Source organism: Allostigmatella hybrida, from assembly GCF_020103775.1.
GTDB classification, from domain to species: Bacteria; Myxococcota; Myxococcia; order Myxococcales; family Myxococcaceae; genus Hyalangium; species Hyalangium aurantiaca.
Map to the genome: position 1 here is coordinate 129,158 of NZ_JAHXBH010000001.1, position 25,016 is coordinate 154,173.

14 protein-coding genes are annotated in these 25,016 nt (G+C 69.4%); 12 read left to right on the forward strand and 2 right to left on the reverse strand.

Annotated elements, in window-relative coordinates; all coding sequences use genetic code 11:
* Nucleotides 1–14: 14 nt before the first annotated feature.
* A complete protein-coding gene (locus tag KY661_RS00505) occupies nucleotides 15–6,383 on the forward strand; it encodes an FG-GAP-like repeat-containing protein (RefSeq protein ID WP_225408304.1) in 6,369 nt (2,122 codons plus the stop codon).
* A gap of 44 nt (nucleotides 6,384–6,427) precedes the next feature.
* Here the strand turns inward: KY661_RS00505 and KY661_RS00510 are convergent, their stop codons facing one another.
* Both KY661_RS00510 and KY661_RS00515 read right to left on the reverse strand, forming a co-directional pair.
* Nucleotides 6,428–7,771, reverse strand: coding sequence for a short-chain fatty acid transporter (locus KY661_RS00510; RefSeq protein WP_225408305.1), 1,344 nt, complete (start codon nucleotides 7,769–7,771; stop codon nucleotides 6,428–6,430).
* Nucleotides 7,772–7,847: 76 nt separating this feature from the next.
* Entirely contained in the window at nucleotides 7,848–8,234 is a 387-nt protein-coding gene (locus tag KY661_RS00515; RefSeq protein ID WP_225408306.1) for a DUSAM domain-containing protein, read from the reverse strand.
* Between the two features lie 170 nt (nucleotides 8,235–8,404).
* On the opposite strand from KY661_RS00515, the gene KY661_RS00520 reads away from it, so the two are divergent.
* The 11 genes from KY661_RS00520 to KY661_RS00570 all read left to right on the forward strand — a co-directional run bounded on the left by KY661_RS00520 (nucleotide 8,405) and on the right by KY661_RS00570 (nucleotide 25,015).
* Complete coding sequence (locus KY661_RS00520; RefSeq protein ID WP_225408307.1) at nucleotides 8,405–9,232, forward strand: hypothetical protein; 828 nt, start codon at nucleotides 8,405–8,407, stop codon at nucleotides 9,230–9,232.
* A 186-nt stretch (nucleotides 9,233–9,418) separates the two neighbouring features.
* Complete coding sequence (locus KY661_RS00525) at nucleotides 9,419–15,583, forward strand: HAMP domain-containing protein (protein WP_225408308.1); 6,165 nt, start codon at nucleotides 9,419–9,421, stop codon at nucleotides 15,581–15,583.
* Complete coding sequence (locus tag KY661_RS00530; protein ID WP_225408309.1) at nucleotides 15,580–16,413, forward strand: CheR family methyltransferase; 834 nt, start codon at nucleotides 15,580–15,582, stop codon at nucleotides 16,411–16,413. Before KY661_RS00525 ends, KY661_RS00530 begins: the two co-directional genes overlap by 4 nt.
* A complete protein-coding gene (locus tag KY661_RS00535) occupies nucleotides 16,410–16,952 on the forward strand; it encodes a chemotaxis protein CheB (RefSeq protein ID WP_225408310.1) in 543 nt (180 codons plus the stop codon). Before KY661_RS00530 ends, KY661_RS00535 begins: the two co-directional genes overlap by 4 nt.
* Before the next feature lie 10 nt (nucleotides 16,953–16,962).
* The gene (locus tag KY661_RS00540; protein ID WP_225408311.1) at nucleotides 16,963–17,886 is read left to right on the forward strand and encodes a response regulator; all 924 of its coding nucleotides are present in this window, start codon (nucleotides 16,963–16,965) and stop codon (nucleotides 17,884–17,886) included.
* Nucleotides 17,887–17,987: 101 nt separating this feature from the next.
* Nucleotides 17,988–18,392 carry a hypothetical protein gene (locus tag KY661_RS00545; RefSeq protein WP_225408312.1) on the forward strand — a complete coding sequence of 135 codons (405 nt, stop codon included), beginning with the start codon at nucleotides 17,988–17,990 and terminating at the stop codon, nucleotides 18,390–18,392.
* Nucleotides 18,385–18,642, forward strand: coding sequence for a DUF5985 family protein (locus tag KY661_RS00550; RefSeq protein ID WP_225408313.1), 258 nt, complete (start codon nucleotides 18,385–18,387; stop codon nucleotides 18,640–18,642). The genes KY661_RS00545 and KY661_RS00550 overlap by 8 nt, the downstream gene beginning before the upstream one ends.
* A gap of 15 nt (nucleotides 18,643–18,657) precedes the next feature.
* Nucleotides 18,658–18,933: a DUF5985 family protein gene (locus tag KY661_RS00555; protein WP_225408314.1), complete on the forward strand. Its 276-nt coding sequence runs from the start codon at nucleotides 18,658–18,660 to the stop codon at nucleotides 18,931–18,933.
* Between the two features lie 124 nt (nucleotides 18,934–19,057).
* Entirely contained in the window at nucleotides 19,058–21,574 is a 2,517-nt protein-coding gene (locus tag KY661_RS00560; RefSeq protein WP_225408315.1) for a response regulator, read from the forward strand.
* 172 nt (nucleotides 21,575–21,746) lie between these two features.
* Nucleotides 21,747–23,618, forward strand: a complete 1,872-nt coding sequence (locus KY661_RS00565) for a protein kinase domain-containing protein (RefSeq protein ID WP_225408316.1) — start codon at nucleotides 21,747–21,749, stop codon at nucleotides 23,616–23,618.
* 92 nt (nucleotides 23,619–23,710) lie between these two features.
* On the forward strand, nucleotides 23,711–25,015 hold the full coding sequence (locus tag KY661_RS00570) for an ABC1 kinase family protein (protein WP_225408317.1): 1,305 nt from the start codon (nucleotides 23,711–23,713) through the stop codon (nucleotides 25,013–25,015).
* The last annotated feature ends 1 nt before the right edge of the window (nucleotide 25,016 follow it).

Below are 25,016 nucleotides of genomic sequence, written 5' to 3' on the forward strand. Positions count from 1 at the left end.
AATGGATGTGTGTGATGTCCGCGACAGACTCTCTCTCCGCCGTGGGGCTGGCCCAGGGAACGTTCCAGGTCGATGCCAACGGTCAGGCCACCTACAAGCTTCCGGTTGATCTGCCGCCCGGCATCGCCAACCTCCAGCCCCAGCTCTCGCTCGTCTACAGCCACCGGCAGCCCAACGGCCCGCTGGGCGTGGGCTGGGCGCTCAGCGGCCAGTCGGCCATCACGCGCACCAAGGCCACCTATGCCGTCGATGGCTTCAACGGCGCGGTCTCCTACGGTCCGGAGGACCGCTTCGCGCTGGATGGCGCCCGGCTCATCAACGTGCAGGGCGAGCAGGGCGCGGGGGGCACCGTCTATTACACGGAGATGCAGAGCTGGAGCCGGGTGGTGGCGGGGGCCACGCCCCAGGACGGCTTCACCGTGTACGGCAAGTCCGGGGAGGTTCGCGCCTACGGCACGACGGCCAACAGCCGCATCCTCGCGCCAGGCAGCCAGAACATCCGGGTGTGGGCCCTGGCCTCCATCACGGACCTGCACGGCAACCGCATCGAGTACACCTATACGCTCTCCCCCGACGGCCAGCATGCGGACGCGGGCTCCTACTTTCTCCAGGAGATCGCCTACACGGTGCGCGACGATGGCACCCAGGCGAACCGCTTCGTCCGGTTCACCTACGAGCCGCGGCCTGACCCCATCGAGGACTACGTCGCGGGCGCTCCCGTCCACCTGTTCTACCGGCTGAAGCAGCTCTCCACCGTGCTCGGCGCGGACGAGACGGTCCGCACGTACACCCTCGGCTACCGCACCAGCACCGCCACCCAGCTCAGCTGCCTCGAGTCCGTGACGCTCACCGGGGCGAAGGCCGAGGGGGCACCGTCCCTGCCGGCCACCGTGCTGGCCTGGCAGGACGTCGCCACGCCCGGCTTCGACATCGGCGTGTCCTCGACGCTGGACCAGCACCTGGACCAGGCGGACATCCGCCCCATGGACGTCAACGGCGATGGCCGCACCGACATCGTCCAGCTCTGGAACGACGGCCAGAACGCGCTGCACGCCACGGTGTACCTGGCCACGCCAGGCGAGGAGGGAACCCCCTTCGTCCGGGCCTCGGACACCCCACTGGGTTCCTTCCCCAGCCAGCGCGAAATCTACCCCGTGGACCTCAACGGCGATGGCCGCACGGACCTGCTCGTCGTCTACCCGGGAGGGCCGGACAGCGAGCTGCGCCTCGCCGCGTTCCTCTGGAACGGCACCGCCTTCGAGGACGCGGGCGTCTTCCAGACCGGCTACGCCTGGGATGCCTCGCACCTTCAGTTCTTCGCCATGGATGCCAACGGCGATGGCCGCACGGACCTGGTGCAGGCCTACTCGCACTACGACGCGGCGACCCAGGGGCACCAGCTGTACTTCCGCTCGTTCCTGTCTCAGTTCGGCGATGCGCCGGGGGCGATGTTCACCCAGGCTCTCGTGAGCCCCACGGACGACCCGGCGCAGCCCACGCAGCCGCTGGCCTTCTGGCCGATGGACGTCAACGGCGATGGGATGGTGGACCTCGTCCGGGTGTGGCAGAGCGGCTCGGATCAAACCATCCGGGCCACGGCCTATCTGGGCTCGGGCAGCAGCCGGGACACGGTCTCCTTCACATCCTCGGTCCGCAGCAACCTGGGCACGCTCAACCTGTCCAACTCCCTGGCCTTCCTGCCGGTCGATGTGAACGGCGATGGCGTGCTCGACCTGCTGCAGATCTGGAAGACGCAGGGCGCCTCCTCCACGACGCTGCACCTCACCCCGTTCCTGTGCAACGCGGCGGGCGGGTTCGTCCCGGGGCCGGACTCGGCCTTCGAGAACGCGCAGCTCGATCCGGACAACTTCTTCCCCATGGACATCGATGGGAGCGGCCTCACCGCCATCGTGAACAAGTGGATCGGCAACGGCCGCCTCATGTTCACCGTCTACCGGGGCTCGCCCTCGGGCAGCTACCGCATGCTGGAGCCCTTCGACGCGGGGGCGGCCGGGACCACCATCCTCAACTCGAAGTTCTTCGCGTGTGACGTGAACGGCGACGGCAAGGCGGACCTCGTCCGCGCTGGCATGGACGCGAACCAGCAGTTCGTCCTTGCCCCCTACACCTCCTCTGGGGCGTTCCCCGACATGGTGTCGTCGTTCACGAACGCGCTGGGGGGCACCGTCACGGTCCAATACGCGGCACTGTCCGACGCGAGCGTCTACGGCCCCGGAGACCCGCTCACCTTCCCCGCGGGGGAGGGCTCGCGCTACCCCAATCCGATGACGCCGGGCCAGTACCCCGTGCAGGCCGTGCTCGGCCGCGCGACGTATGTCGTGTCCCGGTACGGGCAGGCCAACAATGCCTCGGCCAACCGCTTCGCCTACGGCATGACGAACACCCTGACGTACGCCGGTGCGCAGCTCGACCTGCTGGGCCGGGGCTGGCAGGGGTTCAAGACCGTCACGAACCTCTCCTTGGACACCGGCCTGGTCACGGTCGACACCTACAACCAGGACTTCCCGTACACCGGCACCAGGGTGTCCTCCCGGGTGGAGGCCAACGGCGCGTACACCACGGATCCGCGGGTGCCCAGGGGCCAGACGGTGCTGATGAACACGCTGGCCGAGGTGTACACGGCCTATCCGCGGGCCACTGGCGCCACCGCCCCGAACCCGGTGGTATACGAGACGCTGCGGGCCTCGTCCCGGTCGGAGAGCTGGAGCTACGGCACGTTCGGCTTCGCGCTCGCCCACACGTACGGCTACGACGAGTACGGCAACCAGACGCTCGACGCCAACCTGGGCTACGTCGACGCCTCCAACCAGCCGCTCGCCCCCACCGAGGCCGTCTACCAGCACCGGCAGTACCAGAATGAGCTCCTCGGGGCAGGCTGGGCGCTCGGCTACCTGCGCTATGCCAAGGAGAGCGCCAACGCCCAGGACACCGACATCACCCGGTTCCTCCCGGGCGACTACCACCTGCAGGCGTGCACCTACGCCCCCACCACGTATGACCTGCTGACCCAGGGCCAATGGGATGACACCCACGGCGCCTTCCTGACCGTGGGCTACGGGTATGACGGCTTCGGCAACAAGACGTCCGAGACCCGTCCCGGGGGCTCCATCACCACGTACGGCTACGAGCCGGACTACCACACGTACGTCATGCAGACGCACACGCCCCCCAACGCGCAGGGCACCGTGCTGGTGACGGCGAGCGGGTACGACCCGCGCTTCGGGACCCAGGTGGCCAGCATGGACGCCAACGGCGTGGTCACCCTCTCGGTGCTCGATGCCTTTGGCCGCAAGGCGCGCCTCCAGGGCCCGGTGCCCGAGGGCACGCAGGGAGATCTCAACGGGGTGACGCCGCTCGTCACCGGCTCGGACACGCTTCGCGCCGCGTTCCAGGGGGCGGCCACCGTCACGGTGCAGGCGCTCCAGTACCTCGACGACGGCCAGGGCGGGCTCTACACCGGGACGCAATCCCTCCAGGCGTTCCCCACGTCGGACGCCCGGGAGCTCCTCTGGACGCAGGGCTACGTGGACGGCCGCGGGCGGACCCGGCAGTCGGTGCGTCAGACCGGGCAGCAGGCGGGCAATGCCATCACCCTGACGGAGTACAACACCCAGGACCAGCCCACTTCGGAGAGCTTCCCCTTCTTCTCGAACACGCTCCTCGTCTCCAGCGCGCCGTTCTCGGCCACCACGGCCTACGACGTCCTCGGCCGGCCGCTTCAGCGCACGGTGCCCTCGGGCCCCACGGGGACGGAGTCCTCGGTCACGCAGTGGTTCTACGGCAGCGGGCAGGCGGTGACGCTCACGAGCGCCGCCGGCTCGGACGCGGAGTACGTCGAGGTGAGCGTCCACCATTTCTCCAACGGCAAGGACACCGTGGTCTCCGTCACGGTGGACCCCGAGGGGGCGAACGCCACCACCCGGTTCACGTTCGATCCGGTCGCCCGGCTCACCGCCGTGAAGGACCCGCCCACGGCGGACAACCCGGACGGCGTCACCACCCGCCTCGCCTACGACTCCCTCGACCGGCGGCGCTGGCTGGACAACCCTGACCAGAACACCACGGGCAACGCGTCCATCCAGGCGATGGCGTTCGCCTACGACGCCACGACGGGCCGGCAGTCCGGACAGACCGATGCGGCCCAGGCCGTCACGGCCTACACCTACGATGGCCTGGGCCGCATCCTCACCAAGACGCTCAGCGACGCGCGGACCTTCACGTACACCTACGATGACGCCGCGACGGGGGGCAACGGACGGCTGTCCCGCGTGGTGGCCACCCAGGAGGATGGAACCGTGGAGTCCGCGTACGCCTATGCGTATGACGCGTACGGCAACATCCGCTCCAACACGGTGACGATCCAGGGCGAGCAGGCGCCCTTCGAAATCACCCGCGTCTTCGATCCCCAGCAGCGGACGGTGCTCCAGACTTACCCAGATGCCACCTCCCAGTCGTGGAGTTTCTCCTACGGCCAGCTCATCACCGCGTCGCTCGATGGCGCCCGGGCCGACTACCCCCTGGAGGACCACAGCCCCTCGCAGAAGGCGGGCACGCTCATCTATGGCCAGGGGCTCCTTCCCGGCAGCGGGGTGGTGACGGGCTACACCTTCAGCCCCGCTGGCCAGGTCATCTCGGAGCGCGTGCAGTCCCCGGCGGCCCAGGTAATCGGCTTCTCGTACACGTATGACCTGCTCAACCAGCTGCGCACGGTGGAGGACCTGCTGGGCACCGGCCAGTCCCAGGCGTTCACCTACCTCAACCGCCGGCTCATGAGCGCCTCGGTGCCCGGGTTCTCCGGGGGCGCCTACACGTACGACAACGCGGGTAACCTCACCTCGAAAGATGGCGTCGTCTACACCTCCCGGGCCCACTTCGCGGCCACCGGGACGCTCGGCGGAGACACCGTGTACTCGGCCACGCCCGATGCCTGCGGGCGCACGCTGTCACGCACCGCCAACGGCGTGACGCTGGGCTTCGCGTACGACGGCCTCTCGTGCTTGCGCAGGGTGACGGCGGAGGATGGCTCGACGCTGCGCGAGATGATGTCCGACCACCTCGGCAACCTGCTCCGCCAGGTGGATGCCGGGGGCAACATCACCCTGTTCATCGATCCGTGCTACCAGGTCTACCGGCCGCGGGAAGGAACCCCCACCGTCACCAAGTACATGACCGACGCGCGGGGAACGGCCGCCTCCATCACCAACGGGGCCGTGCTCTACCTGCGGCGTGACTTCAAGGGGAACAACACCCACGCGTTCGGGCCGGACGGGACCGTCGTGTCGCAGGTGGCCTACGGAGGGTACGGCGAGCGGCAACTCGTGAGCGGCGAGGGGTTCCGGCCGCAGTACGAGCAGCGCACGTTCGATGCGGACCTGGGGCTCTCCTACTTCGGGGCGCGCTACTACGATCCGGCGCTCGGGCGCTTCCTGACGCCCGACTCCCAGCCGGGCTCGGACAACATCCTGCGGCCCGATGCCTTCAACCGCTTCGCCTTCGAACTGAACAACCCCATCAACCTCGTGGACCCTACGGGCCACTCGGCCTGGTCGGTGGTGTTGGGAGTGCTGCTCGCCGCCACGCTCGTCATCGCCGGAGCGATCATCCTCGTGGCCTCGGGAGGCACGGCGGTCCCCGCGCTGGCCGCCGCGGCGGGCGCCATCATCGGCGGGGGGCTCGTGGGGGCGGGGATCAGCGCGGGCACCTACTCGGTCACGCACACGCACGAGAGCAACGCCAACTTCTGGAAGGGCTACGCCGTGAACGCTGCAGTGGGCTTCGCGGTGGGCGCCGTCACGGGAGGCCTGGCCACGGCGGCGGGCATGGGCGTCAATGCCGCTGCGGATGTCGTGGCCCAGCGGGGCGCGTCGTGGCTCGTGGGGCGGGGCATCAGCGCGCTGTCTCAGCAGACGCTGGAAAAGGCGCTCTCTGGCGTGACGCGGGCCACCCTGTGGGCGGCCTTCGGCGCCATCACCACGTCGGGCGGAGACGTCTTCTCGCAGTTCATGTCGAACGTCACCGACGAGAAGGTCCTCGACCACAGCGATGTCTCGCTGTCGCATGGGCTGTGGCTCGCTTTCGGCACGGGCGCGGCGTTCGGCGCGGCCGCCGGAGCGGCGCAGGGCATCGGTGAGGCGCTGCTGCTCAAGCCGAAGAGCTACGGTGCGGAGGGGTTCTCGACGCAACCTCAGGAGATGGTCAGCCTGCGGGGCGAGACGACGCCGCTGCTCGGCAGCAGCGAGATGGCCTGGTACACCAAGCCCAACCTGGCGGTGCAGACGACCGTCCGGAGCCGCATCATCCTCTTTGGCGTCAGCACGGGCGCGTCCCTCACGGACGCGGCCGTCGAGTCCATGGGGTACTGAGGTCAGGGCCTGGGCCGTCCCGCGAGGGGAGGGCCTGGGCCCCCTCATCCGAAGAGGAAGAAGGCCGCGGTGACGAAGGGGAAGTAGAGCAGGAACGCGAGCAGGAGGAACCCGAGGATGTCCTTGAACTCCAGCCGGGCCACCGTCAGCAGGGGCAGGGCCCAGAAGGGTTGGATGAGATCCGTGGCCATGTCGCCCCAGGCGTACGCCAGCACCACCTTCTCCGGCGCGACCCCCAGCGTGCCCGCGGCGGTCAGCAGGTAGGGCGCCTCGATGGCCCACTTCGAACCTCCCGAGGGCACGAAGTAGTTCACCACCCCGCTGTAGAGGTAGACGATGGCGGGGAAGGTCTCCTTGGTGGACATCGAGACGAACAGCTCCCCAATCTGGTCCGTCAGCCCGGTCGTCTTGAAGATGCCGTAGATGCCCGCGTACAGCGGGAACTGGAGGACGATGCCGTGCAGCACGCTGCCGGCCTCCTCGCCGGCCTTGATCAGCCGTGCCGGGGTGCCGTGCAGCAGCACCGCCAGCACCAGGAACAGGAAGTTCACCACGTTGAGGTTGAGCGCCTTCCAGCCCCCGTTGAGCGCCAGGTGCCGCGCGAACCACACGAGCCCCAGGACGCCGAAGATCAGGTTGAGCCACCGCGTGTGGTCCAGGGACACCGCGAGGCTTCGCTCCGCTGGGCGCTCCGGGGGGACGAAGTCTCCCAGCTTCTCCAGCACCGCCGGGTCCACGCGCACCGTGTGCTCGGGCTTCGGGTGCAGCGCCCAGGCGAGCAGCGTCAGCCCGGCCACCACCGTCACGGTGAGCCCCAGGTTGAAGGGGGAGAAGAGGGTCCGGTCAATGGACAGCACCCCGAGCTGCTTCTCCAGGAAGTGCCCGGGCGTGGCCACCAGCAGCGGGGCGGAGGCGGACAGCCCCGAGTGCCACGTGGCGCCCAGGCCGAAGTAGGCACAGGCCACGAGCAGCCGGTAGTCCACCTCGGGCCGTCGCCGCGCCACGAAGCGTACCAGCATGGCGCTCGCCACCAGGGAGAGGCCCCAGTTGAGGTAGGCCAGCGCCATGGAGACGAAGGCCATCAGCGCCACCGCGCCGCGAGGGCCTTTCGCCAGCCCCGCCAGGGCCTCCAGACCCTTGCGCACGGGCGCGGTGAGCGCGAGCAGGTAGCCGGTGAACATCACCAGCGCCATCTGCATGGAGAAGGAGAGCAGCTCCCAGAAGCCGCTGCCCCAGCCGCCCAGCACCGCCTCGGGCGCGGCGTCCGCCCACCCGAGCGCCATGCCCATCGTCAGCAGGCTGAGCAGCACCGCGATGGCGAAGGCACTGGGCACGAAGCGCGCGGAGAAGCGGCCCAGCCCTTCCGCGATGCGAACCAGGGTTTCCATGAAGCTCCCATCCACCGGTGTGAAAGGCGGACAAGGTTACCCAAGGTCAGGCATTGGGTCCTGCCGGAACATGCTCTTATTCGCTCTCCGGATCGTCCAAGGACTCCAGCGAGGTTTCAGCGATGGCGCGGTAGTGGGGCACGACTTCAACGGCGAGGACTTCACGCATCTGCTGGCGTGCCCCTTCAAGGTCTCCCGCATCTCGAAGACGGTACATCTGCGCCAGCGCGCGAGAGAGCCGGTGGGAGCCGTCGCGGATTCGCCGTGTCATCTCCTTTAGAAGGGCGGTCGCTTCCGGCTCGGCGCGAAGAGCCTGTTCCGCCTCATTGGCATCGATGGCTACCTCACGAGCGGTGCGGCGCAGAATGGCGCGAACCTCATCGGAGAGAAGGAGCGGTCCACCTTCTTCGAGGACTCGCCTTCCCAGTTCCCGCACATCGTTCCAGTTGAGGGCGCCGGACATGGGTTCACCTAGTCCACGACGACGATCAGACCCAGCGAGAGCGTGCGGCACAAGGCCTTCATGCGAACCACGATAGTCCAGGAGATGCCGGCACGAGGTTCGAGGAGGTCTAATGCGGAGGCGGGTAACACTCGCCAGAAGGCGCCGGACGCGATAGCCCTGAGGACACCATGTTCCACCTGCTTAAGCTGGGCCCTGTGTTGCTCTCCCAATCCCAGGAAAGCACCAACGTGTACCTGCGGGTGTCCGACTCCGGGGAGTTTGCCTCCCCTGTCTTCGAACGGGAGGACGCCGCGGGCGTGCAGGCCCTCCTCGAAGGCGTGGAGGTCTCGGAAGTGTCCTGCGAGCCCGCCCTGGAGGACATCGCCCAGAGCCTGGGGCTCCCGGTGGCACCTCCCCCGGACCAGGCCCTCTCGGCGCGGGCCGCCATCGCCACCTTCATGGCGTGGGAGCAGCGCGGCGTGGCCGCGCTCGGTGCCGACAAGGCGCTGCTCTTCGTTCAGGCCGCCACCGAGTTCTGGGATGCCCGGCCCTGGGAACATTGGGATGACAGCCAGCCCTTCGCCGTCACCCTCTCGGGTGTACACGCGCGCACCTACGAGGGCAGCGTCTTCGGCGGTGGCGAGGAGGGCGGGGAGGGGATGGCCCTCTACGAGCAGTCCGGGGCCCTCCAGGTGCTGATGGAGCTGCAGGGGCAGGGAAAGGCCCGGGCTGCTACCTCGCTGCCCGCCATCGCCGTCACCTTGGACCATCGGCCTGCCTATGCGGTGGAGGCCCTGGCTGCCGCCCACCGGGCCCCTCGGTTGCCCCTGCCGCTCAAAACAGGGCCCTCGGGGCTGTCCGTTCCCTCCACCGTGGAGGCCGTGGTGCTGATAGCAGCCTTGCGAGCGATGGCCCGGCTGACGCCTTCCCGCCGCGAGGTGGTGAGCACCCTCGTGGCCGGTGAAGAGCAGATGGCGGTCCGCGTCGTGGCCCCCGCGCCGCGCGTGCGGAACTGACCCTGCTGGGCAGGCCTGTGTTGAGTGGACAACACAGGCTGTGAGAACTGCTCCCTGCCTACCAGCCGGCCTCAGGAGAGGCCCAGGTGCCTGGGAAGCGGATCCATGAGAAAACAAGCCCGTTCAGTATTCCCGTGCCAACAGTGGGGGAGCGCTTTCTCCCGTGTGGGCCAGCCAGGGGCTCGAATGCGTACCCAGAAGAACCCGGTCCAGAAGGTCTCCGCCAAGGCGAAGGTGGTGGAGTCCACTTCGGATTCGCTCGACACCCGTCAGCTTCTCCGCGTGCTCGCCGCCGTCCAGAAGGGGGACTTCACCGTCCGGATGCCCGTGGACACGGTGGGGGTCGCCGGCAAGGTCGCCGACACGCTCAACGACATCATCGATCTCAACGAGCGCATGGCCAAGGAGTTCGAGCGCATCGGCACCATGGTCGGTAAGGAGGGCCGCATCACCCAGCGCGCCACCGTGGCCAGCGCCGTGGGCTCCTGGGCCGACTGCGTCGAGTCCGTGAACATGCTGGTGGCGGACCTCATCCAGCCGACCACGGAAATGGGACGCGTCATCGGCGCCGTGGCCAAGGGCGACCTCTCCCAGACCATGGCGCTCGAGGTGGATGGCCGCCCCCTCAAGGGCGAGTTCCTCCGCACCGCCCGCCTGGTGAACGGCATGGTGGAGCAGCTGGGCTCCTTCGCCTCGGAAGTGACCCGCGTGGCGCGCGAAGTGGGTACCGAAGGAAAGCTGGGAGGCCAGGCCAAGGTGAAGGGCGTGGCCGGTACGTGGAAGGACCTCACGGACAACGTGAACTCCATGGCCTCCAACCTCACCTCCCAGGTGCGCAACATCGCCGAGGTGACCACCGCCGTGGCCCGTGGCGATCTGTCCAAGAAGATCACCGTGGACGTGCGCGGTGAAATTCTGGAGCTGAAGAACACCATCAACACGATGGTGGATCAGCTCTCCTCCTTCGCCTCGGAAGTGACGCGTGTGGCGCGCGAAGTGGGTACGGAAGGAAAGCTGGGCGGCCAGGCCGTCGTGAAGGGCGTGGGTGGTACGTGGAAGGACCTCACGGACAACGTGAACTCCATGGCCTCCAACCTCACCGCCCAGGTGCGCAACATCGCGGAAGTCACCACCGCCGTGGCCAACGGTGACCTCTCGCAGAAGATCACCGTGGATGTGCGCGGCGAGATTCTGGAGCTGAAGAACACCATCAACACGATGGTGGACCAGCTCTCCTCGTTCGCTTCCGAAGTGACCCGCGTGGCGCGCGAGGTGGGTACGGAAGGAAAGCTGGGTGGCCAGGCCGTCGTGAAAGGCGTGGCCGGTACATGGAAGGACCTCACGGACAACGTGAACTCCATGGCCTCCAACCTGACGGCTCAGGTGCGCAACATCGCCGAAGTGACCACGGCCGTTGCGAACGGTGACCTGTCCAAGAAGATCACCGTGGACGTGCGCGGCGAGATCTTGGAGCTGAAGAACACCATCAACACGATGGTGGACCAGCTCTCCTCCTTTGCCTCGGAAGTGACCCGCGTGGCGCGCGAGGTGGGTACCGAAGGAAAGCTGGGTGGTCAGGCCGTCGTGAAGGGTGTCGGTGGCACGTGGAAGGACCTCACGGACAACGTGAACTCCATGGCCTCCAACCTCACCGCTCAGGTGCGCAACATCGCCGAGGTGACCACGGCCGTTGCGAATGGTGACCTGTCCAAGAAGATCACCGTGGATGTGCGCGGCGAGATCCTGGAGCTGAAGAACACCATCAACACGATGGTGGATCAGCTCTCCTCCTTCGCCTCGGAAGTGACCCGCGTGGCGCGCGAGGTGGGTACGGAAGGAAAGCTGGGCGGCCAGGCCGTTGTGAAGGGGGTCGGTGGTACGTGGAAGGATCTCACGGACAACGTGAACTCCATGGCCTCCAACCTCACCGCCCAGGTGCGCAACATCGCGGAAGTCACCACCGCTGTGGCCAACGGTGACCTGTCCAAGAAGATCACCGTGGACGTTCGCGGCGAGATCCTGGAGCTGAAGAACACCATCAACACGATGGTGGACCAGCTCTCCTCGTTCGCTTCCGAAGTGACGCGTGTGGCGCGTGAAGTGGGTACCGAAGGAAAGCTGGGTGGCCAGGCCATCGTTCGCGGTGTCGGTGGCACGTGGAAGGATCTCACGGACAACGTGAACTCCATGGCCTCCAACCTGACGTCTCAGGTGCGCAACATCGCCGAGGTGACCACCGCCGTGGCCCGTGGCGATCTGTCCAAGAAGATCACCGTGGACGTGCGCGGTGAAATTCTGGAGCTGAAGAACACCATCAACACGATGGTGGATCAGCTCTCCTCCTTCGCCTCCGAAGTGACCCGCGTGGCCCGTGAAGTGGGTACGGAAGGAAAGCTGGGTGGTCAGGCTGTCGTGAAGGGCGTGGGTGGTACGTGGAAGGACCTCACGGACAACGTGAACTCCATGGCCAGTAACCTCACCGCCCAGGTGCGCAACATCGCCGAGGTGACCACCGCCGTTGCGAATGGTGACCTGTCCAAGAAGATCACCGTGGACGTGCGCGGTGAGATCCTGGAGCTGAAGAACACCATCAACACGATGGTGGATCAGCTCTCCTCCTTCGCCTCGGAAGTGACGCGTGTGGCGCGCGAGGTGGGTACGGAAGGAAAGCTGGGTGGCCAGGCCGTCGTGAAGGGCGTGGCCGGTACATGGAAGGACCTCACGGACAACGTGAACTCCATGGCCTCCAACCTCACCGCCCAGGTGCGTAACATCGCGGAAGTCACCACCGCTGTGGCCAACGGTGACCTGTCCAAGAAGATCACCGTGGACGTGCAGGGCGAGATCGCCGAGCTGAAGAACACCATCAACACGATGGTGGATCAGCTCTCGTCCTTCGCCTCGGAAGTGACCCGTGTCGCCCGTGAAGTGGGTACGGAAGGAAAGCTGGGTGGCCAGGCCGTCGTGAAGGGCGTGGCCGGTACGTGGAAGGACCTCACGGACAACGTGAACTCCATGGCCACCAACCTCACCACCCAGGTGCGTGGCATCGCCAAGGTGGTGACCGCCGTCGCCAACGGCGACCTCAAGCGCAAGCTCGTCGTGGATGCCAAGGGCGAGATCGCGGAGCTGGCCGACACCATCAACGGCATGATCGACACCCTGGCCGTGTTCGCCGACCAGGTGACCACCGTTGCCCGCGAGGTGGGTATCGAAGGAAAGCTCGGTGGCCAGGCCCGCGTGCCCGGCACCGCCGGCATCTGGCGCGACCTCACGGACAACGTGAACCAGCTCGCCGCCAACCTCACCACCCAGGTGCGCGCCATCGCCGAGGTCGCCACCGCCGTGACCAAGGGTGACCTCACCCGGTTCATTACCGTGTCCGCCCAGGGCGAAGTGGCTGCCCTCAAGGACAACATCAACGAGATGATCCGGAACCTCAAGGACACCACGCGCAAGAACACCGAGCAGGACTGGCTGAAGACGAACCTCGCCAAGTTCACCCGCGTCCTTCAGGGCCAGCGCGACCTGCTCACCGTCTCCAAGGTCATCCTCTCGGAGCTGGCGCCGCTCGTGGATGCCCAGCACGGCGTCTTCTACATCTCCGAGCGCGTCGAGGGAGACCAGGTCCTCAAGCTGCTCGCCTCCTACGCCTACCGCGAGCGCAAGGGCCTGGCCAACGCCTTCAAGCTGGGCGAGGGCCTCGTCGGCCAGTGCGCCCTGGAGAAGGAGCCCATCCTCCTGTCCGACATCCCGGACTCCTACATCCGCATCTCCTCCGGCCTCGGCGAGGAGGTGCCGCGCAACATCGTCGTGCTGCCGGTGCTCTTCGAGGGTGACATCAAGGCCGTCATCGAGCTGGCGAGCTTCCACAAGTTCAGCGAAGTGCACCTGGGCTTCCTGGAGCAGCTCACCGAGTCCATCGGCATCGTGCTCAACACCATCGCCGCCAACATGCGCACCGAGGCGCTGCTCAAGCAGTCCCAGGCGCTCACCGACGAGCTGCGCAAGCAGCAGGAAGAGCTCACCGAGACGAACAAGCGCCTGGAGCAGCAGGCCAACTCCCTCCAGCAGTCCGAGGAACTCCTCAAGCGTCAGCAGGAGGAGCTGCGCCGCACCAACGAGGAGCTCCAGGAGAAGGCCAAGCTGCTCTCCGAGCAGAAGAACGAGGTGGAGCACAAGAACCTCGAGGTGGAGCAGGCCAAGCGCGCCCTGGAAGAGAAGGCCGAGCAGCTCAGCCTCACCTCCAAGTACAAGAGCGAGTTCCTCGCCAACATGAGCCACGAGCTGCGCACCCCGCTCAACTCGCTGCTCATCCTCAGCCAGACGCTCAGCGAGAACACCGACGGCAACCTCACCGGCCGCCAGGTGGAGTTCGCCCGCACCATCCACGCCTCCGGCGCCGACCTGCTGGAGCTCATCAACGACATCCTCGACCTGTCGAAGATCGAGTCCGGCACCATGGCCGTGGACGTGGGGCCGCTGCGCTTCAACGACCTGCGCGAGTTCGTGGATCGCACCTTCCGCCAGGTGGCCGACAAGAAGACGCTCCAGTTCGACATCTCCCTGGAGGGCACGCTGCCCGGCGAGGTGCAGACGGACGCCAAGCGCCTCCAGCAGGTGCTCAAGAACCTGCTGTCCAACGCCTTCAAGTTCACCGAGTCCGGCCAGGTCACCCTCTCCATCCAGCGCGCCCGCGGCGGCTGGGCGCCCGACCACCCCATCCTGCGCACCGCCCCCACCGTGGTGGCCTTCGTGGTGCACGACACGGGCATCGGCATCCCCAAGGACAAGCACCAGATCATCTTCGAGGCCTTCCAGCAGGCCGACGGCTCCACCGCGCGCAAGTACGGCGGCACGGGCCTGGGGCTGTCCATCTCGCGTGAGATTGCCCGGCTGCTCGGAGGCGAGATCCGCCTGGAGAGCGAGGTGGGCCGCGGCAGCACCTTCACCCTCTACCTGCCGCTCAAGTACGTGGCCCCGCGCCCCGCGGAGAATGTCCCCAGCACCACCATGGCGCGCGTGGCCGCCAACGTCCAGGCGCTGCCGCCCCCCGTCCCGGAGGCCCCCGCGCCGCAGATGGACGCCGGCCACCACCGGGACATCGAGGACGACAGCGCCTCCATCCTCCCCGGGGACGCGGTGCTGCTCGCGGTGACGCACACGCAGGACCACGCGGCGCGGCTGCGCGCGGCGGCCCAGGGCGTGGGCTTCAAGCTGCTCGTGTCCACCGAGTCCGAGTCCGCGCTGGAAATGGCGCGCAACGCCCGGCCCGTGGCCATCGCCGTGGACCTGGACCTGCCGGACATGGCCGGCTGGGTCGTCCTCGACCGGCTCAAGCACGATGCCGCCACGCGCGCGCTGCCCGTCTACACGGTCTCCGGCACGGACCACCGCGAGCGCTCGCTCAACCTGGGCGCCCTGGGCCACCTGCTCGCCTCCGCCGACCCGGAGGCCGCCGCCCAGGCCCTGCGCGAGCTGCGCGACTTCGTGGACCGCAAGGGCCGCAGCCTCCTCATCGTCGAGGACGATGACGTGCACCGCCAGACGCTCGTGGAGCTGTTGGGCAGCGAGGAGGTGCACACGGTGGCGGTGGGCACCGCCGCGCAGGCCCGGGAGGCCATCGCCGGGCGGCGCTTCGACTGCATGGTGCTGGACTTGGGGCTGCCGGACGTGCCGGGCTCGGACTTCCTGCGCTCGCTCCACGCCGAGCACGGCTCGACCACCCCGCCGGCCATCGTCTACACGGGCCGCGAGCTGACGCGCGCCCAGGAGACGGAGCTGCGGCGCGTGGCCGAGGCCATCGTCGTCAAGGACGCCCAGAGCCCCGAGCGGCTCCTGGAGGAGACGAGCCTGTTCCTCCACCGCGCCCCCGCGCAGCTCTCCGAGCCCAAGCGCCGCATGCTGGAGAAGGCCCGCGAGAAGGATCCGCTCCTCATGGGCCGCAAGGTGCTCGTGGTGGACGATGATGTGCGCAACATCTTCGCCCTCAACACCGTGCTGGAGCGCTACGGCATGAAGGTGGCCTTCGCCGAGAGCGGCACCGAGGGCATTGCCCTCCTGGAGAAGGACCCCGAGGTGGAGCTGGTCCTCATGGATGTCATGATGCCGGAGATGGACGGCTACCAGGCCATGCGGGCCATCCGCCACATGGAGCGCTTCGCCCACCTGCCCATCCTGGCGCTCACCGCCAAGGCGATGAAGGGCGACCGGGAGAAGTGCCTGGAGGCGGGCGCGTCCGACTACATCACCAAGCCGGTGGACATCGAGAAGCTGCTGAGCCTGCTGCGCGTGTGGCTGCACGTGCCGCGCGGCACCGTCCGCTCCGCGCGCCCGGAGGTTCCGGGGTGAGCCCCCCGGAGCGGGGCTCCGAGCTGGAGCGGCTCGAGCTGGAGCTGCTTCTGGAGGCCGTGTGGCGCCACCACGGCTTCGACTTGCGCGACCATGCCCGGCCGCTGCTGCTCCGGCAGCTGCGGCGGCACCTGCGCGAGGAGCGGATGGAGAACCTCTCCGTGCTCCAGGGCCGCGTGCTGCACCACGCCGAGGCGCTGGATGGCCTGCTCCGGGCGCTGGCGGGCCCGCCGAGGCCCCTCTTCGCCGACCCGGGCTTCTTCCGGGCCTTCCGCACGCGCGTGGTGCCGGTGCTGCGCACCTGGCCCTCCGTGCGCGTGTGGCACGCCGGGTGCGGCTCGGGCGAGGAGACGTATGCCCTGGCCATCCTCCTGATGGAGGAGGGGCTGTGGGGCCGGTGCCGGCTGTATGCCTCGGACTCCAGCGAGGGGCTGCTCGCCGACGCGCGCACCGGCGCGGTGCCGCTGCCGGACGAGGAGGAGGCCCGGCACTACCTGGAGGCCGGCGGAAGGCGCGCGCTGTCGGACTACTACATGCGGGATGGGAACTGGGCGGTGTTCGCCCGCACCTTGCGCGAGGGCATCTTCTTCACCCAGCACAACCTGGCCACGGATGGCTCCTTCAACGAGTTCCAGGTGGTGGTCTGCCGCGACACGCTGCTGTCCTACAACCGCGCGCTCTCCCACCGGGTCCACCAGCGCCTGTACGAGAGCCTGTCGCGCTTTGGCTTCCTGTGCCTGGGGCGCAAGGAGTCCGTGGCGAGCACGCCCCACGCGGCGGCCTACGAGGAGATGGAAGACTCGGGCCGCGTCTTCCGGAGGGTGGCATGAGTCCCTTGGGATTGCTGGTGGTGGGCGCGCCGCGCGAGGCGCTGGAGCGGGTGCAGGCCACGCTCGCCGTGCTGCCCGCGCGCATGCCCGTGCCGGTGGCGCTGGTGCTCCACCGGGGCCGGCACGAGGTGCTCGCCGGGCCCCTGGGGCACCGCTGTCCGCTGCCCGTGGTGGAGCCGGATGACAAGGAGGCCCTGCTGCCCGGCCGGGTGTACCTGGCCCCCGCGGGCTACCACCTGCTGGTGGATGGGGGCTTTGTCTGCCTGTCGCGCGAGCCGGCCGAGCATGGCCAGCGCCCCGCCATCAACGCCCTCTTCGAGTCCGCCTCCGAGGCCCATGGGCCCGGCGTGGCGGGCCTGCTCTTCAGCGGCCACGAGGATGGGTGGGCGGGGCTCTCCGCGCTGCGCGAGCAGGGCGGCCGCGCGGCCGTCACCCCGCCGGGGGACGAGGCCGAGGGCGTGGAGCGCGTGGCGCCGGGCGAGGTGAAGGGGTGGTTGGAGCGGCTCATCTCCGGTACACGAGGGAAGGTCCAGCCATGAGGCCGATGCCATGAGTCCGATGTCCCGGGAGAAGGTCCCCATCCTGCTGGTGGATGACCAGGCCGAGGGGGTGATGGCGCTGGAGGCCACCCTGGCGCCCTTGGGCCACCCGCTCGTCATCGCCCGGAGCGGGCGCGAGGCGCTGCGCCACATGCTCCACCAGGACTTCGCCGTCGTCCTGCTGGACGTGGTGATGCCGGGCATGGACGGCTTCGAGACGGCGCAGCTCATCCGCGAGCGCGAGAAGAGCCGCAACACGCCCATCGTTTTTCTCACCGCCCTGTCCCGCGGCGAGGTGCCCGAGTTCCGCGCCTACGCGGTGGGCGCGGTGGACTACCTGCTCAAGCCCTACGAGCCGGGAATCCTCCGCTCCAAGGTGAGCGTCTTCGTGGAGCTGTTCCGCAAGACGGAGTTGGTGCGCAAGCAGGCCGAGGCGCTGCGCGAGGCCCTGCAGCGCGAGCACGAGCGCGAGCGGGCCGAGCTGCAGCACCGCCTGGAGAGCGAGCGGCTCCGGGTGCGCGAGGAGCTCTTGCGCAAGGAGATGGAGGCCGGCCGCCACCACCAGCGCTGGCTGGAGGCGCTGCTCGCCGAGCTGCCCACCCCCCTGGCGCTGCTGGAGCCCGGCACCGGCCGCACCCTGTTCGCCAACCGCGCCGCCCAGGGGCTCGCCGACGGGTGCCTCGTCTACGCCGAGGCCCGGAAGCTGCGCCCGGACCTGGTGCTCACCGGGGAGGGGGAGGCGCCCCTTTCCGAGGAGTCCTTGCCGGCCGCACGCGCCGTGCGGGGCGAGGTGCTCGCCGGCGTCCGCGTGGAGTGGCGCATGGATGGGCAGCAGGGCGCGGCCCTCGCCTTCTCCTCCCGCCTGCCCCCCATGCACGGCCGGCCGGAGACGGCGCTCCTGGCCTTGTTCGACGTGGCCACCATGACCAAATAAGGCCCCAGTTCCGGGCAGAGGGGCCGCTCAGGCGTGAACAAGCTGGGCTGACCCCTCGAAAAAGTAATTGACCTTCAAACTATCGTGAGCAAGGTGGGCGTGTGAGTGATGCAGCCATCCCACCGCGCGTCCAACGGTTCATCGCGACGCACATCGACTCCATCGAGAAGCTGGAGGTCCTGCTGCTATTGCGGGCCCATACCACCCGGGAATGGAATGCGAAGGACGTCAGCCTGGAGCTGCGCATTACCGAAGCGTCCGCCGTTGCCCGGCTGAAGGATTTGACGGCGCGCCGGCTGCTGATGGAGCTGAGCACCAGTCCGCCGACGTACCGGTACTACCCGGCCAGCTCCGAGGATGCGCAGGACATCGCCGAGCTGCAGGCCACCTACAGCCTGCGGCGGGTGAGTGTCATTTCGTTCATCTTCTCCAAGCCGCTTGACCGGGTCCGGGGATTCGCGGATGCCTTCCGGCTCAAACGGGACAAGGATGAGGGCGATGGCTGAGGCGGTCTACATCCTGTGTGCCCTGACGAGCCTGGCGTGCGCGGTGCTGCTGCTGCGCGGCTATGGGCGCTCGCGGACGCGGCTGCTCCTGTGGAGCGGGCTGTGCTTCGTGTGGCTGGCGGTGAGCAACGTGCTGCTCTTCCTGGACCTGGTCATCTTCCCCGAAGGGGACCTGGCCGTCTGGCGCAGCGCCAGCGCGCTGGTGGGCATTGGCACGCTGCTCTATGGCCTCATCTGGGACTTGCCCTAGGAAGGGGACGGCGCCGTGGTGCTGAAGACTCTGCTGAACGGAGCCCTGGTGATGGCGTGCCTGGCGTGCGCGCTGTTCTTCGTGCGCTTCTGGCGCGAGTCGAAGGACCGGCTCTTCGCCCTCTTCGCCCTGTCCTTCACGGTGATGAGCCTCAACTGGTTCGCCCTGAGCCTGCTGCCCGTGGACGACGAGCGGCGCAGCTACGTCTACGTCATCCGCCTTGTCTCCTTCCTCCTCATCCTGTTCGCCATCTGGGACAAGAACCGGGCCAGCCGCCAGAAGCCCTCGTGATATGTCTGGTGGCCCACCGGCCAGGCAGCCGTCCGAAAAGAGGACGGCCCGGTGCCAGTTGCCGTGCCTGGAACCCATCACCATGGTGTGGCGGCTGTACGCCCGCTGGTGGGAGTAACCGCTCATGAGCGAAGAGCCACCCGTCGCGAGCATTCTGCTGGTCGACGACAACGTCCAAAACCTCGTGGTGCTGGGGGCGGCGCTGGAGCCGCTCGGCCAGCGGCTGGTGAAGGCCACCTCCGGCCGGGAGGCGCTGCGGCGCCTGGAGGAGGAGGACTTCGCCGTCATCCTGCTGGATGTGCGGATGCCGGACATGGACGGCTACCAGACCGCACATCTCATCAAGGCGCAGGAGCGCACCCGCCACATCCCCCTCCTGTTCCTCACCGCGCTGCAGCGGGAGGACCGGCACCTGCTGCGCGGCTATGCGCAGGGGGCGGTGGACTACCTGCTCAAGCCCTTCGAGTCCGAGGTGCTGCGGGCCAAGGTGGGCGTGTTCGTGGATCTGTACCGGCGCGGCGAGGCGCTGAAGCTGCGCGAGGCCAAGCTCCGGGAGCAGGAGCGCGAGGCGCTGCTGCGCCAGGGCGAGGCCTACTCGCGCGCGCTGCTCAACGCCATGCCGCAGGCGGTGTGGGCAGCGCGGCCGGATGGGACGCAGGCGTGGTGCAACGCGGCGTGGACGGCGCTCCTGGGCTCCCAGGGCACGGAGCCGGAGCCGCGCTCGCTGGTGGACTCCGTGCACCCCTCGGAGCGTGAGGCGGTGCTCGCGGGCATCCGCGAGGCCCTGCGCTCGGGCAGGCCGTGGGATGGGCAGCACCGCCTGGGCCGGCCCGACGCCTACCGCTGGCACCACCTCAAGGTGACGCCCCTGCCCGCGAGCGGCCAGGCCTGGAGCGGCTTTCTGTGCACCGCCACCGACATCGATGACGAGCGGCGCACCCAGCAGATTTCGCAGCTGCTGTCGCACGCCAGCGTGATGCTCTCCTCGTCGCTGGACTACCACGCCACGCTGGCGCGGCTCGCGCAGCTCGTGGTGCCTCGCTTCGCCGACTGGTGCACGGTGGACGTGCTGGACCGGGGCGCCTCGCTGGCGGGCCTCACGCGCGTGGCGGTGGCGCACGCGGAGCCGGGCAAGGCCGAGCGGGTGCTGGAACTGCACCAGCGCTATCCGCCCCGGGAGGACGACGTGTCGGGCGTGGCGCGCGTGCTGCTCTCCGGCCAGCCGGAGCTGCTCTCCGAGGTGCCCGAGCCGGTGCTGCGGCGCATGGCTTCGGACGAGGCGCACCTGGCGCTCTTGCGCGAGGTGGGGCACCAGTCGCGCATCTGCGTGCCCATCCGCGCGCGCGAGCGGAACTTCGGCGCGCTCACCTTCGGCATCTCCGGCGACCGCCAGCGCTATGACCGGCGCGACGTGGCGCTGGCCGAGGAGCTGGGCCGGCGCGCCGCGGTGACCATGGACAACGCGCTGCTCTACCGCGACACCCAGCGCGCGCAGCAGGAGGCCCAGGAGGCCAACCGCCTCAAGGACGAGTTCCTCGCCACGCTCTCGCACGAGCTGCGCACGCCGCTCACCTCCATCCTCGGCTGGACGCAGATGCTCCTGCGGCGCGACGACCTGGACGAGGCCGGGCGGCGCCGGGGCCTGGAGACCATCGAGCGCAACGCGCGCGTACAGCGTCAGCTCGTGGAGGACCTGCTGGACGTGTCGCGCATCACCGCGGGCAAGCTGACGCTGGAGCTGCGCGAGGTGCCGCTGCGCGAGGTGGTGGAGTCGGCGCTGGAGAGCGTGCGCCCCACGGCGGAGGCGCGCGGGGTGCAGCTGCAGACGGACCTGGACGGCGTCTCCGAGAGCGTGCTGGCGGACCCCACGCGCCTGCAGCAGGTGCTGTGGAACCTGCTCACCAACGCGCTGAAGTTCACCGAGCGGGGCGGGCGCGTGCGGCTCCTGGCCCGCCGCGACGGCCCGTGCGTGGCGCTCACGGTGAGCGACACCGGCAAGGGCATCGAGCCCAGCTTCCTGCCCCACGTCTTCGAGCGCTTCCGCCAGGGCAACACCGGGCGGGGCCACGGCGGGCTGGGGCTGGGCCTGGCCATCGTGCGCACCATGGTGGAGCTGCACGGCGGCACCGTGGACGTGCACAGCGATGGGCCGGGCACGGGCGCCACCTTCACCGTGCGCCTGCCCCTGCGCGAGGGCCCGGAGGTGGAGCAGGCAAGCGGGCAGCCGGCCGGTGCCTGCCCGCTCGCCGGGGTGAAGGTGCTCGTCCTGGGCGACCCCGTGGACGCGCGCGAGTCCGTGGAGGGCTTCCTGCGCAGCGCGGGCGCCGAGGTGCGCGTGGTGGGCTCCCTGGCCGAGGCGCTGGCGGCGCTCGCCCAGCTCCGGCCGGATGTGCTGGTGAGCGACATCCTGCTGCCGGGCGAGGACGGATTCGCGCTGATGCGCAACCAGGAGGTGCGCGGCCGCATCCCCGCGCTGGCGCTGTGCGGCCACGCCCATGCGGAAGATCCACGCCGGGTGCTGGACGAGGGCTTCCAGATGCACCTGTGCAAGCCGGTGGCTTCCGAGGAGCTGACGGCCGCCGTGTCCGCGCTGCTGGGCCGCACCCGCGCCGAGGCGCGCGTGGACGCCCAGCCCGTGTAAATCCTTCCCGCGCGGGACTGGAGTTTCTTCTCCGGGCCCCTGCCCGGCGCGGCGTAAAGGGCCGCACCCACAGGCGCCCACGCGGGAGGCATGATTGTCGCATAGGGAATGGTGACCCGGGCGGGGAGGGTGAAAGCCTGGGAGCAGTTCCTCGTGTTCTCCTGGCGGCCTCGTGCAAGTTCCTGCGCTCCATTGCTCCTGCGCACCACCGCACCCGGACCGGGTTCAGTGCCCCACGCTCATCCGTGAGCCGGCGGCACCGGGCACCGAGCCGGCGTGGGAGGCACTGAGCGCGCCGGAGGTGGACCCGGAGGACTTGACGGGCCAGCAGTTCGGCAGCTTCCGCATGGTGCGCGAGCTGGGCCGCGGGGGCATGGGCACGGTGTGGCTGGCCGAGCACGCCCTCATCCAGAAGCGCGTGGCGGTGAAGGTGCTGCATGCCCACCTGCTCCGCGACCGGCGGCTGGTGACGCGCTTCCTGTCCGAGGCGCGCACGCTCACGCTCATCCAGCACCCGAACGTCGTCTCGCTCTTTGATTTGAACATGCGCGAGGGGCGCCCCTACCTCGTCATGGAGTACCTGGAGGGGCAGAGCCTGGCCTCGCTCGCGCAAGGGCCCCTGGCGCCGGCGCTCGCCGTGGAGCTGCTCTCGCAGGTGTGCGACGCGCTGGGCGCCGCGCACGCTCACGGCGTCGTCCACCGGGACTTGAAGCCCGCCAACGTCTTCCTCGTCCCCCAGGAGAAGGGGGGCTACCGGGTGAAGCTGCTCGACTTCGGCATCGCCAAGCTCCTGTCCTACCCGGCGGGGATGATGCCCACCCAGAGCGGCACGCTGCTGGGCACCCCGGAGTTCATGGCGCCCGAGCAGTGCAGCGGCGCGCCCGTGGATGGGCGGGCGGACCTGTACGCCGCGGGGGTGCTGGGCTACCAGCTGCTCACCGGGCAGGTGCCCTTCACCGGCAGCCACCCGGCCGAGGTGCTGCTGGCGCACCTGATGAAGCCGCCGCCCCTGGCGCACGCGCACCACCCGGGCGTGCCCGAGGCGCTCTCGCGCGTGCTGGTGCGCGCCATGGCCAAGAAGCCCGAGGAGCGCTTCGCCACGGCCGAGGCGCTGCGCCAGGCCCTGCAGGAGGCCCTGCGCCCGGCGCCGCCGCCGCCGCTGACCGTGCACGTGCGCCGCAAGGGCGCTTCCGCGCCGCTGGTGCTGCGCGGGGAGCGGGCGGGCCGCCTGGGCCTCTTCCTTTATATGGAGGGCGCGCCGCCGCCCGTGCTGGAGGACGTGGCGCTGCGGCTCCAGCTTCCCGGCGGGGAGCTGTCCTGCACGGGCCAGGTGGTGCGGCACGTGTCCGCCGAGCAGGCCCGGGCGTGGCACATGGCCCCGGGCTTCGGCCTGGAGCTGCGCGACTCCTCGCCGGACTTCCTGCACACCTTCGAGCGGCTCCTCGCCGGAGGCCCCCCGGCGCCGGCCGCGCCCCCGGCCGCCTCGGCCCAGGAGGAGGCGCGCGCGGAGGCGCTGCTGCGCAACTTCCGCGGGGGCACGGACCTCTACGCGGTGCTGGGGGTGTCCAAGGACGCGCCCACCGACGCCATCCGCCGCCGGGCGCGCGAGGCCCGCGCGGTGCTCGAGCCCCTGCGTGAGCGGCCCCTCTCGCCCGCGCTGCACCAGCGCCTGGAGGCGGCGCTCGCCCGCGTGGGCGAGGCGCTCCACACCCTGGGCCACCTGGAGCGGCGCGTGGAGCATGACGCCCAGCTGCGCAACCTGGAGGGGCTCCTGCGGTGCCTCGCCGAGGGGCTCACCGTGACGGCCCTGGAGCAGTGCCGCACGCGCTTCCTCTCCCGGCAGCGCGTGCCCCAGGGGCGCGCCACGCTCTACCTCGCCACGGGGCTGGCCTTCGCCGCCCAGGGCGAGCTGCACCAGGCGCTGGAGGCCTACGAGCAGGCGCTGCGCATCGACCCGCTCCACCTGGAGGCGCTCAAGCACTGGCGCATGCTCCGGGCGCAGCTGCGCGGCACGCCCGCGCCCTCCGAGGGCGCAGCCCGCTGAGCCAGGCCCCTGGGCGGAGGGGCGGGCACACGCCATGCGGGCATGTGGCTTGCGCCCCCACGGGGGCAGCCCGTTAAAAGACGGGGATTCCCATGGCCGCCGACTCCGACGACACCCTTCCCCCGCAGGGCCGCTTCACCCGGTTTCGCAAGCTCGCGGGGCTCTCCGCGCAGCTCGGTGCGGAGGTGCTCAAGAGTGGCGCGCGCCGCGTGGTGGGCCAGGAACAGGAGCTGCTCAGCAAGGGCATGGCCGAGAAGCTCGTCGCCACCCTGGGCGACTTGAAGGGCGCGGCGATGAAGTTCGGCCAGGCCGTGTCCATGGACCCGGACCTGATGACGCCCGAGGTGCGCCAGGTGCTGGCCCGGCTCCAGAACCAGGCCCCCGCCATGGGCTACGAGACGGTGGCCCGGGTGGTTCGCGAGGAGCTGGGCGCGCCGCCCGAGGCGCTCTTCCGGGAGTTCAGCCGGGAGCCGCTGGCCGCCGCCTCGCTGGGGCAGGTGCACCGGGCGGTGCTGGAGGATGGCCGCGCGGTGGTGGTGAAGGTGCAGTACCCCGGCGTGGGCGACTCGCTCCAGGGAGACCTGGACAACGTGGGCCTGATGGTGAAGACCGTGTCCAAGGCGCACAAGCGCATGGACGGCACGGCCTACTTCCAGGAGATGCGCGAGGAGATGCTCCTGGAGCTGGACTACCGGCGCGAGGCCCGGCAGTGCCAGGGGTTCGTGCGCGGCGTGGCGCGGCTGCCGGACCTGAAGGTCCCCGAGGTGATTGAGTCCCACTCCTCCGGGCGCGTGCTGACGCTGGAGCTCCTGGAGGGCCTCACGCTCAAGGACTGGGTGGTGACGGAGCCCTCGGCCGGGGAGCGCTTCCGCGTGGCGCGCCAGCTCATCCGCGCCATCTACGGGCCGTTCTTCTGCGCGGGGGAGATTCACGCCGATCCGCACCCGGGCAACTTCATGGTGATGACGGACGGGCGGCTGGGCCTCTTGGACTTCGGCTCCATCAAGCGCTTCTCGGAGCGCTTCGTGGACGCCAACCGGCTCATGTTCGTGCAGGCCATGAACAAGGAGCCCATGGACGTGCTGCGGCTGAGCCGCCAGGTGGGCTTCACCGTGGACCTGCCGGACGCGGAGGCCGAGGGGCTCATCCGCGAGATGCTGGCCATCGCCGGCCGGCCCATGCACCAGGAGGCGTACGACTTCGCCACCTGTGACATCAACCGTGACATGCGCCGCTATGTGGCTCAGAACGCGGGCAGCATCCTGAAGATCCGCCCGCCCGCCGAAGGGGTGATGTTCTTCCGCTCCACCGGCGGGTTGATGCACAACCTGAAGCTCATCGGCGCCCGGGGCGACTTCCGCGGCGTGTACATGGAAGTCGCCGGCCTGCTGGCGTGAG